Below are 11486 nucleotides of genomic sequence, written 5' to 3' on the forward strand. Positions count from 1 at the left end.
GTCTTATTGTTCGGTGCTGGCGCCGGATTGTCCGGAAGCGGCTTCCGCGGGCGGCGCGGGTGCGTCCGTGCCGCTCTCGGCGGGGGCTTGGGCGCCCGCTCCGGCCGGGGCGTTTTCCCCGGGGGCGGGGGCAGCCTCTCCCTCGGGGGTTTTTTCAGTTTCTTGTTCCGCCGGCGCGAAGATGTCGTAGAACGTTTCCTCGACGAGTTCCCACTGATGGGTTTCGCGAAGATACTGAAGGTAGTCGGTAAAACGCTGCTGCTGTGCCATGGCCAAGGTCCTGTCGCGCAATTGCTCGTGTTCCTGGGGCCATTTCTCTTCCCAATCCGCGTCGGTTGGCGGGTGTTTGGCCACGAACTGCAGCAGGAGCGTCTGGCCCATGAAATCCTGAAGGGGACCGAACACGGCCCCCGGCGCCTTATCTTGTGCCATGGTATAGAGTTGCCGCGGATTCAGGGCCAGGCCCTTGAGGGAGGCATAGTCCATCTGGCTGAACCCGTCCAGGTCTTTCACTTCGGCCTGGAGGTCCGGGTATTTCTCGGGGATCTCGCCCAAAACGGTTACCTTGCCCTTGATCTCCTCGGCAAGTTGGCGGCATTTCTCGATATACTCTGTGGAACGGCGCGCCGCTTCGATGGTATCTTCGCGCACGGCATCCTTGACCGTTTCGAATGGCTGTGGCTCGGGCTGCGTCAGTTCCACTACCTTCGCCACGTAGAGGTTGGCCTGGCAGGCGATCACATCCGATACCACACCCTGGCCAAGTTCCGACACGGCGGCCCGGAAGCGAAACACGTCTTCTGAGGGGATGTTCTCGATCGTGCGGCTGTCGGGACCGAAGAGCCCCGAGGTTTGCACTTCGAGCCCGGCCTCCGTGGCGGCCGCGGCAAGATCGCCTGCCGCTTTTGCCGCTTCCATGATCCCCTTGGCCTTCTCGTCGAGCGCGGCGCGCTCCTCCGGGCTCAACTTCGGATTAAGCACGATGCGCCGCGCTTTCACATCCCGCTCGCCGGTAATTTCGCTCTGCCGCTCCTCCTCGACTTTGTAGATGAAGTACTGCCCGCCAGGGCCTTCGACGAGGCCGCTCACTTCGCCGGGCTTCAATGCGAACAGCGGTTCCTGGTGCGCCGGGGTCTGGGGCGTCTTAGTCATCCAGCCCATGTCGCCACCATCGGCGGCATCCACGCCGGATGAGTTTGCCTTCGCAAGCTCGGCAAAATCCTCGCCTGCGCGCGCCTTCTGGATGATTTCGTCGGCGAGAGCCGGTTTGGGCGGGCGCAACGACAGCGCCACGAAGTCCGCCGTGCGTTTGGCAGGAATGTCGTACGCGGACGGATCGGCGTCGTAGCGGGCCTTGATTTCCTCGTCGGTAGGCGTGATAGCGGGAGCGATCTGCACATACTTCAGGTCAAGTTTGGTATGGGCGTCCTCGAATTGCCGTTTGAGCTCCTTTTCGGGCACGCGCGCCGACGCCGTGGCTTCGGAAACAACCAGCTGGCGGCGAAGCTGGTTTGCCATGTCCTGGTAAACACCGTTCCAGGAATGTCCGGCGGTTTCGTTGGTGTACTGGACCCACGCGTTCCACCGCTCGGCGTCGAACTTGCCCTGGTCGTCCTTGAACTGCTCTTTCAACTGGTCGATAAGGAAATCCTTGCTGAAATTATAGTTCGACTGCCGGACTTCGGTTTCGAGGAGGCGCCGCGACACCATGGCTTCCATGACGCGTTGCGCGGTGCCGTCAGCAAGGAGGTCGTTGAACTCCACCTGCTGGCCGTATTGCCTTCGCTGCTGGATCTCGTCGTTAAGCGCTTGCCGGAATTCAGCCGCTGAGATCTCCACTCCCTCAACGACCGCCACAGGCGCCATCGCGTTTTCGTATTCGGTTTCTCTATTTCGCCTGCCGCGATACCCGCCCCAGACCACAAATGGGCCCACTGTCAGGACGATCGTGATCCACAGGATATGCTTCTTGTACTTGCGCATCAGCATGCTCATGATGCGGAAAGCCTCCAGAACGACACCCGCGCCTCGCGGATGTGCCTTCAATTGGGAATAAGTGACCTCGGTAAACCTGCGAAGGTTAGCATACGGCAGCGTTTATAAGCAAACGGACCGCGGGCTATGCCATGTGCCGGGGCCGCAGGCTCGCGGAACCGGTTGTTCTGCGGAACCCCGGGCAGAGGCGTTCCTTGCACCCGGTGCGGCATCCGCATATCATAAGGGGGTAGGGACACAAAGGGGGAGTCTTGATTATGGACATGACACGCGTCTGGCCCATCGTCTGTCAATACGGCATCGGCAGTATTCTGCTGGCCGTTGGAATCTGGTGCGGCATCAGGGGCGGTTATTTCGATCTCACGACCAGACGGGACCGCAACCTGCTCTGGATCCTTGTGGGCGGGTTTGTGTTCCTGCTCGTATTGGTGTCCATTTTCACCTTTTGGCTGCCCTATGTGCCCAAGGAGGCCGGGGCCTGATGGAAACGACTCAATTCATCGGCACGCGTCTCGACCTCTTGGTGGTGCTTGTTTACTTTGTGGGGATTGTTGCGTTCGGCATCTGCTTTGCGCGGTACACCCGCACCACCAAGGATTTCTTCTTTGGGGGCCAGCGGTTCTCATGGTGGCTGATCGCGTTTTCGTGTATCGCGACCACGGTAGGGAGCTACAGTTTCCAGAAGTACAGCGAGCAGGGGTTCACGTACGGGATCAGCAGCAGCCAGACATACCTCAACGACTGGTACTGGATGAGCATTCTGCTGCTTGTATGGCTGCCCATCATCTATTACCAGCGGGTCGTGTCCATTCCCGAGTACCTCGAGCGGCGGTTTGGGCCGCAGGCCCGGGCGTTCGCGACGGTGATCATCCTGCTGTATCTCATCGCTTACATTGGCATCAACGTTTTCACGGTCGGCGTGGTGCTCAAATCGCTTCTGGGATGGTCGGTCTTTTCCGGCGCCGTGATCACGACGGTTCTGGTGACCGTGTACGTGTATGTGGGGGGCCAGACCTCGGTGATCATGACCGACTTGGTGCAGGGGATCATCCTGCTTGTGGCTGGCCTGGGCGTGTTCCTCGCGGGCGTTCTTCATCTCGGCGGGTTTGTGGATTTCTGGGCGCTGCTGCCGCAAGGGCACCGGTTCGCTTTCTCCGAATTCAACGCGCCGGACAAGTTCAGCTTTATCGGGGTGTTCGTGCAGGACGGCATCTGCAACAGCGGCGCTTTCATCCTGATGAATCAGGGCATCGTCATGCGGTTTCTTGCGATAAAGAGCGTACACGATGCGCGCAAGATGGCCGTATGCTGGATACTGGTTCTTGCGCCGCTGGCCGCAATCGCCACCAGCGGGGCCGGCTGGGTAGGCCGCGCCCTTGTCGCCAACGGGGAACTCGAGATGGGGGCGAGCGACGCGTTCGTCTACACCGCATGGTTCTTGTGCGCGCCGGGCGTGTTCGGTTTTGTGCTTGCGGCCTTGACGGCGGCTTTGATGAGTACCGCGGATACGCTGATCAACGCGGTGAGCGCGGTATTCGTGAACGACATCTGGCGGCGCTACGTCCGGCCCGAGGCCAGCGACGCCCATCACCTGAAAGTGGCCCGTCTCGTGAGTTTAGCGGCGGGCGCGCTGGGTCTTGCGCTGGTACCCGTCTATTACTACCAATACGACAGCATCTATTACGCGCATGCCGTGGTGACGGGGTCGATTCCGGTGCCGATGGTCGTAGCGATTCTTTTCGGGATCCTCTGGAAACGGTATACCCCGGCTGCGGCAGTAGCCACATTGGCGGGGGGGCTTGTGCTGGTGGGCATCTCGTTCTTCCCGCCGTTAGATGCGTGGCTCATCGGTCCGTTTGCGTTCGGAATGGGCAGCGGCAGTTACGGGTTCATGCGCGCCCTGTACGGCATGACGGTGTGCGGCGTTCTCGGCGTGGTTGTGAGCCTCTTCACGAAGCCCAAACCGCTCAGTGAGCTTACGGGCTTGGTCACAGGCACCGAGCGTGAAGCCATTCGCGCATACAAGGGTGGCGAGCCCAATCTCGTACAGGGGGAAAAGGCCCGCGTGCGCGTCGAGTCCGACGCAACGCTTCCCAGCGCCGAAACGGTCCTGGTGCCCGCGCAGGCGCTCGAACGCATGGCGGCCCGCACGGGCGACATCCTGTACGTATCCGATCCGCGCTGGTGGTTTGGCGGGTTGCGGTCGGTACATGTGCGGGCAGGCGGACAGGCCGACGGCGACGCGCTGCGAATCCATCCCGATGCCCTGGAAGACGGCCACCTCTACGACGGGCAAATGGCCGTGATCGAGAAAATCCTGTAAGCGGGTGGTTGATAGCCTGTCCGGCACTGAAGGCGGAGAATGCGGAAATCCCGGTAGGCGGTACGCGCGCGGCGCAGGTCCCGGCCGCAACCAGGCCCGTTGTCTCGCACGGTCCGGGTCAAGTGAGGGTTTTGCGGAACCGGGAGGCTGCAACGAAAAGAACAACCACGCCGATGACAATCATGTAGGCCCCTTGGCGCCAGAGGTCGGAGACACCCGCCGCGCGCAGGATCACCCCTCTGAGAATCCGGATCCAGTACGTCGCGGGAATTACGTGAGCCAAGGCGTATAGGGGCGGCGGCATGGATTCGATGGGGAACATGAATCCCGACATCAGAATCGAGGGCAACATGAACACGAGGGCCAGTTGTACGGCCTGCATGTGGTTCTGGGCGATGGCGGAAATGAGCAATCCCATGCCCAGTGTGGTGACCACGAAAATCATGCCGAACAGGCCCAGCAGGAAGACGTTTCCGGCAATGGGAACGCGGAATAGAAACCACATCAAGGCGAGAGCGAACACCATCTCGATGAAACCCACCACGGCATAGGGGAGGAGTTTGCCCAACATCAGGCCCATGCGCGATACCGGCGTCACCATCAGCTGTTCGAGGGTGCCGGTTTCTTTTTCGCGCACCACGGCGAACGCGGTCAGGAGCATGGTTACCGATTGCATGATAATGCCCACAAGACCGGGGACCATGAAGTAGGGCGTCTTCATGTCGGGGTTGAACAACACGCGGGGCCGGGCATCGATGGGGAACCGGCCGGGCAATCCCACGCTGTCGGAAATGATCTGGATCGACTTTCGGAGGGCGATGGCATTGACGACCTGGAGGGCCTGCATGGCCACGGTGGAATCGCTGCCGTCGAGCAGTATCTGGATCTCGGCGCTTTCGCCCCGCAACAGGCGCTCGGTGTAGTCCGGCGGAATCTTGATGCCCACCTTTGCGTCGCCTCGTACGATGGCGTCCTCGAGGGCGGCGTCGGTGAACACGATGTCCTGGAACGCGAAATAGCCGGAATTCGCGAACATTTCGAGGAGGTCGCGGCTCTGGGGGCGTCCATCGAGGTTGTAGACGACGGTGGCGATGTTGCGCACTTCGAGATCGATGGCATAGCCGAAGATGGACAGGTCCATGACGGGCAGGAGCAACATGAGAAAGAGCGTGCGGAAATCGCGCAGGATGTGAAAGGTTTCCTTGTAGATGATGGATGTGATGCCCCTGAACATCTCAGGCGCTCTTCCTGCGCTGGGTCAGGGTGACGAACACGTCCTCGAGCGTGGGCGGAATCGTGACGACCTGCGGCTGCGTGAATCCGGAGTCTTCGAGGTCGGCGGCGATGCGCTGGTCGTGTCCGCGCTCGGCCAACACGTGCAAGGAGTCGGCGAAAATCGTGACATCGCGCACGTAAGGCTTGGTGCTGAGGATGCGCATAGCGGAGGGGAGCCGCTGGCACCGTACCTCAAGGCGGACGGTGCCTTCGGGAGAGATTTCCTCGAGTTGTTTGAGCTCGCCGGGGGTGCCGCAGACGATGAGCTTCGAGAAATAGATGTAGCCGACGTGGCTGCACCGTTCCGCCTCGTCCATGTAGTGCGTCGTGACGAAGAAGGTGACGCCTTGGCCGGAGAGTTCGAACAAGAGGTTCCACAACTCGCGCCGCGCGACCGGATCGATTCCGGCAGTGGGCTCGTCGAGAAACAGGAGGCGGGGCTGGTGGACCAGTGCGCAGGCGAGCGCGAGGCGCTGTTTCCAGCCGCCGGAGAGGTTTCCCGCCAGGCGTTTGCGGTAGTCCTGAATGCCGGCGGTTCTGATGACGTCTTCAATGCGGGGCCGTCGGTCACGGCGGGGAATGCCATAAATGCGCGCGTAGAACGTGAGGTTCTCGATAACAGTCAAGTCGGGATAGAGACTGAATTGCTGCGACATGTACCCGATGTTGTGCTTGACCTTCTCGCTCTGGCGGACCACATCGCATCCGAGTACCCGGGCGCTTCCTTCCGAGGGCAGCAGAAGTCCGCAGAGCATGCGGATAACAGTCGATTTACCGGAACCGTTCGGCCCGAGAAAGCCGAAGATATCGCCTTCCTCAATCTCGAGGCTGACCCCGTCTACGGCGGTGAAGTGGCCGAAGCGGCGGGTGAGGTTCTCGGTCGTGATAACAGTTTTCATGAGGCCTCCGCCTGCTCGAGCGGTATCTGGGCCGTGAGGGTCATCCCTGCTTTCAATGCGCCGTTGTACGAGGAGACGCGCAGCTTGATACCGAACATCTGGCGGGCGCGGGCTTCTTCGGTCTGAAGGTTGCGCGGGGTAAACTCGCCCTGGTTTGCGATGAAAACGATCTCGCCCTCGTAGGTGTTTTCGTCGCCGTCGGGCGATAAGGGTATGCGCTGGCCAAGACGAACCTTGGCGAGCACCGCGGCGCTCACGTAGACGACGAGTTCGAGATTGTCGGGGTCTACCAGGCGCACGATGGCTCCCGGCTGGACCAGGTCGCCGGGCTCGACATCGATGCTTTCGATGATCCCGTCCATAGGGGCGTGGACGGCCATTTCCCGCAGGCGGCTCGCGGCCATATCGAGTTCAGCCTGGGCGGCATCCCGCGCCGCGCGGGCCGCGGCAATATCTTCTTCGCGCGCGCCGTTGCGCAGTTCGTCGAGCATGGCTTCCGCCTGGTCGAGGGCTGCGTTGGCCATGCGGACTTCTTCGTCGCGCGTTCCTTCGACGACGAGGTCGAGTTTTTCCAGTGCGGCGGTATACTGGGCCTCGGCTGCGCTGAGGGCGTTTTCTGCCTGGTCATGGGCCATCTCAGAGGCCGCGCCGGTTTCGAAGAGTTTCTTGGCGCGCTCGTAGGCCTGCTTGGCGTCGTCGCGTTGCGCCCTTGCGGCTTCGGCTGCGGCGCGGGCCGCGTCGATCTCTTGCGAGCGCGCGCCCTTGAGCGCCATGGCGTATTGCTGGCGGGCCTGTTCGGTGGCAGCTTCTGCGCGGCGGACTTCTTCCGCGCGTGCGCCAGCCTCGAGTTTTGCGAGCAGCGCCTCCGCTTTGCGGAGTTGGGCTTCGGCGGCGTGGACCATGGGCGCTACGTCCTTGTCGTCCAGTTCGACCAGGAGGTCGCCTGCGGCTACGCGATCGCCTTCTTTCACATGGACCTTGGCAATGCGGCCTCCCACGAGGGAACCGGCATTGACGTCGATGCCTTCGAGCACCCCCGCCACGTGGAGCGTGTGATGGTTGCCATTGAAACAGCCTGACGCAACGACGATGAGGATTAATGATAAGCGTTTCATCAAGCGGCGCCCCGTTTTTGTATGCCGTGAAAGAATATGTGGATTATGGTGTCTACAACGGCTTCCGGCGACATTGGCGTCACACGGCTGGCGCCGAAGATTTCCTGGGTCAACACGAAGATGAAGAACATGCCGAACAGGCAGCGGGTGGCAATGGAGGGGTCAAGACCGTGAAACGTCCCCCGGTCCATCTGGGTTTTGAGAAACTTGGCCACGCGTGCGTTGGCGTTCGGAAGTGCTTCATTCTGATAGAGTTGCTTCAGTTCTGGAAGGTGCTTCAGCTCGGCGAGAATAAGCTGAATGGTGTTTGTTGCCTCTGGGGTAATCAAGGCAGTCATAAAAGCCTTGCCCAAAATACGGGCATGGCGCTCGATATCGTCGGGTATGGCGGCGTCCACGGGGGGCAAGAAGGCGAGAAATCGCTCCATTTGTTCGCGAACAACGGCCAGCAACAGGTCCTTCTTGCTGCTGAAGTACAGGTAGATCGTGCCTTTGGTGATCCCGGCGGCGTTGGCGATTTCGTCCATGGTGGCGCGGACGTAGCCCTTGCGCGCGAAGACAGTAAGCGCGGCACTGGTAATCTGGGCAGGGCGCTCTTCGGGGCATCGCCTCCATTTGGGCTCGGTCATGGCGCGGTCCTCTTATTAACTAAACAGTCAGTTACTTATTATACATTCGGGGCGGAGGTTTGTCACCTCATTTTTGACTTTCCGAAATCCCAGGTTCCGAAGCGACCCCATTTGCAGGGCGAGGCCACCGCGCCCGCGGTTAATTGTGGTGCGGACAGGCGTTGTGGTGGAGGCGTCCCTGCCTGTCTTGTTCTCGTGATTCGCCAACCGTGGGCAAGATGCTCGTGCCGCTCGCTAAGGCTTTGTCTGCTCGGCAGTTAGCGCCACGGGGCCGGTCTCGTTGCCGACACGGACTTCGATGGGCTGGCTGACAGCCCACGTGTCTCTGATGGGGGCCCCCACCACATAGTATCCCGGTGCCAGGCAGCGCAGTCGGAACGACCCATCGGCGTCGGTCTCGGTATTCTGCGCCAGGGCACGTGCCAGTCCGGACAGGTCGCACGCAGAGGTCATGTCTGTCCACGGCACGCCCTGGGCTTCGGCTCGTTGCCATAGTTCCATGGGCAACACGCGAATCCTGGCCCCCGAAACGGGATTGCCTGCATCGGTAACGGACCCGTCTGCTGCGTCAATACTGGCTGCTGTCCTTATGTCGCGCGGGCGCCCGGAAAGGTGAGGATCGACGCGGAATCCTTCCTCACGCTCCCCAGACATGAGGATGGTATACTGCGGCTTTGCGCTCACGAATGCAGGCACGGGGGACACGTTCTGCGCGGGGTTCCCACTTGGGCATATGGAGGTCAATTATGAGGCTATGCATAACCACCCTGTCTGTGCTGGCGGCGGTCGCCGTCCCGGCATTTTTGGCCGAGGCCGCCGAGATCGTCCGTCTGACGGAGGATACGTACGCGGAATATGCTCCTGCGGGCAAAGAAAGCGAGGCGATTTGCGGCGATTTCGTGCTGCGGAACGAGAGAATCGTCGCGGTGATTGCCGATCCGAGTCTCTACCGGCAGGCCAATCTCATGACACTTGGCGTAGGCGGCGGCGTGCTTGACCTGACCACGCGGCAGGACCCGAACGACCAGCTTCAGGCGTATGTGCCGTGGAAACCCTTTTCGCTGGTGTTCCCCGAGGAGATCACGGTTGACGGCGTCCAGACGCCCTTCGAAACCGCTGCCCTCCGCCCGCTTCAAGGCGCAACCATCACCATCAGCTTCATGGTGCTCGAAGACCCCGGCCAGTTTCTGGATCCCGAAGGCAGGCCGCTGACGTTTGTCCGATACATCCTGGAAGAGGGCGCGCCGTATCTCACCATCGAGACCACTGTGGTCAATCCGAATCGCGAGCCAGTCTCGTGCAAGCTCATGGACTACGTGCGCCTCGATCAATCCTCCGACGAGCGCGCGATACAAAAGACCCCCGAGGGCCCGAACCGGATCTACTGGGGGTACTATGAATGGTTCGATCAGGCCTATGTGGCCGTATCGCAGGATCGGGTCTTCTACCACGCCATCGGGGAGGGCTACGACGGTCCGGATGCGCCGTCAGTGCTGGCGTACCTCGAACAGGGCGAAGACGATGTGTTCGACCTGGCGCCGGGCCAGACCGTCCAGTTTGCGCGGCGCATTGTGCCCGGCCGGTCGCTGCTCGAGGCGATGGGGACGGTCCGGGCGTTGCAGGGCGTTGAGCAGCACCCCGCGACGCTGGTTGTGCGCGGCGCGAACGGCGCGCCGGTCTCGGGCGCGCGGGTCGAAGCCGTCTCCGCGCCCGAGTTCGGATGGGGCCGTACCGGCGCCGATGGCGCCATCACCGTGGCGCTGCCTCTTGGCGCGCATGAATTCAGGGTGAGCTGCCTGGGCTACGGTTCCGCGGACGTAGAAGTGAGCGTTCCCGGTGCAGCCCCCATCGCCGTCGAGTTGCCCGCGCCCGGATACGTCGATGCGGCCATCAGCGGCGTCACTGGCGGGCCTATCCCGTGCAAGGTCCAGTTCATCGGCAAGAACGGAACCGCCGACCCGTTCTTGGGGCCCGAATGTGGCGTGCACGGCATCCACAACGTTTACTACACGCCGGACGGCCGGTTCACGCAACCCCTCGAGCCCGGCGATTACGACGTGATCGTGAGCCGCGGCCCCGAATACGACGCGGTGTTCACGGACATCACCATCGAACAGGGCAAAGCAACGCCGTTGGCCGCCACGCTGGTCCGCACGGTCGACACCACGGGCTGGATCAGCGGCGACCTCCACAGTCACACCACCGAATCGGGCGATAATCTGTCTTGTGTGGAAGGGCGGGTGTTGAACCTGGTCTGCGAGAACATCGAATTCGCTCCAGCGACCGACCACAACCGCCTGTACAGTTATGCGCCGGTTCTGCAACGCCTCGGCCTCACCGCTCGCATGGCTACCTCGGTCGGCGTTGAGCTTACCAGCGTGGATGGTGACACCAGCCATCACAACGCGTTCCCGCTCCAGCCCGTCTACCACACTCAGGACAACCATGCGCCGCAGCCGTCGCTGGATCCCGAGGTCCAGATCGCCCGCCTCGCGATGTGGGACGACGCCAGCGAGAAACTGGTGCAACTCAATCATCCCGACATGAACCGGGTCTATTTCGACCGCAACGGCGACGGCGAGGAAGACGGCGGCCTCTCGCGCATGCATCAGCACGTCGACGTTATTGAAATACGGCCGCCCGGCGCCGTTTATTGGGCCCCCCTGACCGATATGATGCCGCCTGGCAGCGAGGGTAAGTACAATCCCGCCAGTAACCGCATCGCCGCGTGGTTGCGCTTGTGGAGTCTCGGAAAGAGCCGTCCGGGTGTGGTCAACACCGATGCCCATTCGAACTTCCACGGTTCGGGCAAGGTGCGCAACTATATCGAGAGCCCGACGGACGACCCTGCCGCTATTAACGAGATCGACGTTGTGCAGGCTCTCGAGGCCGGCCGCTCGACGATGACCAACGGGCCGTTCCTCGAACTCAACGTGAGCCCCGCTGGGAACGCCGGGGTTTCCGGCACGGTCGGCGATACGGTAGCCGCGCCGTCGGGCGAGGTGGACGTGCACGTGCGGGTACAGTGCGCGAACTGGCTCGGCGTGGATCGCGTCGACGTGCTGATCAACGGCGAGCGCAGCGACGACCTCGTTTTCACGCGCGAGACGCATGCCGCACTGTTCCGCGAAGGAACTGTGCGGTTCGAGCACAGCGTGCGCGTGAAGGTTGACGGCGACGCATACATTGTGGCAGCTGCCATCGGCCGCGGCGCAACGCTGTCGCCTGTGATGGGCCGTGACGCGAACGA

At 61.8% G+C, this 11486-nt stretch carries 9 protein-coding genes; 3 read left to right on the forward strand and 6 right to left on the reverse strand.

Features of this window, described 5'->3' with window-relative positions:
• Window positions 1-3: 3 nt before the first annotated feature.
• Complete coding sequence (locus PLJ71_11715) at window positions 4-1995, reverse strand: peptidyl-prolyl cis-trans isomerase (protein HQM49343.1); 1992 nt, start codon at window positions 1993-1995, stop codon at window positions 4-6.
• A 257-nt stretch (window positions 1996-2252) separates the two neighbouring features.
• On the opposite strand from PLJ71_11715, the gene PLJ71_11720 reads away from it, so the two are divergent.
• Window positions 2253-2477 (forward strand): hypothetical protein, encoded by a 225-nt coding sequence (locus tag PLJ71_11720; protein ID HQM49344.1) that lies wholly within the window; start codon window positions 2253-2255, stop codon window positions 2475-2477.
• Window positions 2477-4318 carry a sodium/solute symporter gene (locus PLJ71_11725; GenBank protein ID HQM49345.1) on the forward strand — a complete coding sequence of 614 codons (1842 nt, stop codon included), beginning with the start codon at window positions 2477-2479 and terminating at the stop codon, window positions 4316-4318. The genes PLJ71_11720 and PLJ71_11725 overlap by 1 nt, the downstream gene beginning before the upstream one ends.
• A gap of 118 nt (window positions 4319-4436) precedes the next feature.
• On the opposite strand, the gene PLJ71_11730 is transcribed toward PLJ71_11725, so the two are convergent.
• The 5 genes from PLJ71_11730 to PLJ71_11750 form a co-directional block, all read right to left on the reverse strand.
• On the reverse strand, window positions 4437-5552 hold the full coding sequence (locus PLJ71_11730; protein HQM49346.1) for an ABC transporter permease: 1116 nt from the start codon (window positions 5550-5552) through the stop codon (window positions 4437-4439).
• Between the two features lies 1 nt (window position 5553).
• Complete coding sequence (locus PLJ71_11735) at window positions 5554-6492, reverse strand: ABC transporter ATP-binding protein (GenBank protein ID HQM49347.1); 939 nt, start codon at window positions 6490-6492, stop codon at window positions 5554-5556.
• On the reverse strand, window positions 6489-7607 hold the full coding sequence (locus PLJ71_11740) for an HlyD family efflux transporter periplasmic adaptor subunit (GenBank protein ID HQM49348.1): 1119 nt from the start codon (window positions 7605-7607) through the stop codon (window positions 6489-6491). The genes PLJ71_11735 and PLJ71_11740 overlap by 4 nt, the downstream gene beginning before the upstream one ends.
• On the reverse strand, window positions 7607-8236 hold the full coding sequence (locus tag PLJ71_11745; protein HQM49349.1) for a TetR/AcrR family transcriptional regulator: 630 nt from the start codon (window positions 8234-8236) through the stop codon (window positions 7607-7609). Before PLJ71_11745 ends, PLJ71_11740 begins: the two co-directional genes overlap by 1 nt.
• A gap of 234 nt (window positions 8237-8470) precedes the next feature.
• The gene (locus tag PLJ71_11750; GenBank protein HQM49350.1) at window positions 8471-8932 is read right to left on the reverse strand and encodes a carboxypeptidase-like regulatory domain-containing protein; all 462 of its coding nucleotides are present in this window, start codon (window positions 8930-8932) and stop codon (window positions 8471-8473) included.
• Window positions 8933-8982: 50 nt separating this feature from the next.
• On the opposite strand from PLJ71_11750, the gene PLJ71_11755 reads away from it, so the two are divergent.
• Window positions 8983-11486: CehA/McbA family metallohydrolase (locus PLJ71_11755; protein HQM49351.1), on the forward strand; the 2504-nt coding region annotated here is incomplete at its 3' end.

The sequence above is a fragment of the Candidatus Hydrogenedentota bacterium genome, from assembly GCA_035416745.1.
Taxonomy (GTDB): Bacteria; Hydrogenedentota; Hydrogenedentia; order Hydrogenedentales; family SLHB01; genus UBA2224.